This window comes from Bradyrhizobium sp. P2_E8 (assembly GCF_056403875.1).
In genome coordinates this window covers 1-1,835 of sequence record NZ_JBFUES010001266.1, presented here as the reverse complement: position 1 = coordinate 1,835, position 1,835 = coordinate 1, and the positions used below count along the sequence as shown (strand labels likewise).

At 65.4% G+C, this 1,835-nt stretch carries 2 protein-coding genes; both read right to left on the bottom strand.

Annotated elements, in window-relative coordinates:
- Window positions 1-46: 46 nt before the first annotated feature.
- On the bottom strand, window positions 47-1,225 hold the full coding sequence (gene urtC / locus AC1D00_RS39365; protein ID WP_477014393.1) for an urea ABC transporter permease subunit UrtC: 1,179 nt from the start codon (window positions 1,223-1,225) through the stop codon (window positions 47-49).
- Window positions 1,222-1,835 (bottom strand): urea ABC transporter permease subunit UrtB (gene urtB / locus AC1D00_RS39360; protein WP_477014392.1); only part of this gene is annotated, 614 nt, incomplete at its 5' end. The genes urtC and urtB, both read right to left, overlap by 4 nt.

The window sequence follows — 1,835 nt, the reverse complement described above, 5'->3', positions numbered from 1 at the left end:
CCGTCGAGATAGAGCATCGCGGCGGTTGCGCGGGTGTCCATGACGTTCATTGCGCTTCCTCCGCCATCTTGGGTTCGCTGACGCCGTCCTCGGCCGCGGCGCTCACAGTCGTCTCGGCCGGGCGCTTTTCCTGCGACGAAGCCCACCAGGCATTGAAGGTGCCGACGATGCCCTTGGGCAGCAGCAGCGTCACCAGGATGAAAAGCGCGCCGAGCATGAACAGCCAGTACGGCGCCAGCATGCCCGAGGTGAAGAACGTCTTTGCGTAATTGACGACGACGGCGCCGAGCGCCGCGCCCACCAGCGTGCCGCGGCCGCCGACCGCGACCCAGATCACCGCCTCGATCGAATTGCCCGGCGCGAATTCGCTCGGATTGATGATTCCGACCTGCGGCACGTAGAGCGCGCCGGCAACGCCGGCCATGCAGGCCGACACCGTGAACACGAACAGCTTGTAGGATTCGACACGGTAGCCGAGGAAGCGGGTGCGCGATTCCGCGTCACGCACCGCGATCAGCACCTTGCCGAGCTTGGACGAGACGATGGCGCGGCAGATCAGGAAGCCCAGGATCAGCGCCAGGCAGCTCAGCGCAAACAGCGCGGCGCGAGTCCCCTCCGCCTGCACGTTGAAGCCCAGGATGTCCTTGAAGTCGGTCAGGCCGTTGTTGCCGCCGAAGCCGAAATCATTGCGGAAGAACGCAAGCAGCAGCGCATAGGTCATCGCCTGCGTGATGATCGACAGGTAGACGCCGGTGACGCGGGAGCGGAAGGCGAGCCAGCCGAAGCAGAAGGCGAGCAGCCCGGGCACGACCAGCACCATCAGCGCGGCGAACCAGAACATGTCGAAGCCGTACCAGTACCAGGGCAGCTTCGAATAGTTCAGGAACACCATGAAGTCGGGCAGGATCGGGTTGCCGTAGACGCCGCGGGTGCCGATCTGCCGCATCAGGTACATGCCCATCGCGTAGCCGCCGAGCGCGAAGAAAGCGCCGTGGCCGAGCGAGAGGATGCCGCAATAGCCCCAGATCAGGTCGATCGCGAGGGCCAGGATGGCGTAGCAGACATATTTGCCCCAGAGCGCGACCAGGTAGGTCGGCACTTGCAGGAACGAGCCCGCGGGCAGCAGCAGGTTTGACAACGGGATCAGCACGCCCAGCGCGGCGACAACCAGCAGGAAGATCGTCGCGCCGCGGTCCAGCGATCGCGTCAGCATGTGAGGGGTCATGCTTCCACCGCACGGCCCTTGAGCGCGAACAGGCCGCGCGGCCGCTTTTGAATGAACAGGATGATGAGAACCAGGATGGCGATCTTGCCGAGCACGGCGCCTGCGACCGGCTCCAGGAACTTGTTGGCGATGCCGAGCGTGAAGGCGCCGACCAGCGTGCCCCAGAGATTGCCGACCCCACCGAACACCACGACCATGAAGCTGTCGATGATATAGCTCTGGCCGAGATTGGGGCTGACATTGTCGATCTGCGACAGCGCCACGCCGGCGATGCCGGCAATGCCCGAACCGAGGCCGAAGGTGAGCGCGTCGACGCGCGAGGTGGCGATCCCCATGGAGGCCGCCATGCGGCGGTTCTGCGTCACGGCGCGCATCTCCAGGCCCAGCGCGGTGTAGCGCAGCATCGCCAGCAGGATCGCGAACACGGCGAGCGTGAAGCAGAGGATCCACAGCCGGTTATAGGTGATGGTGATCTGGCCGAGCTCGAAGGCGCCGCTCATCCAGGAGGGATTGCCGACCTCGCGGTTGGTCGGGCCGAACATGGTGCGGACGGCCTGCTGGAGCACCAGCGACAGGCCCCAGGTCGCCAGCAGCGTCTCCAGTGKACGGC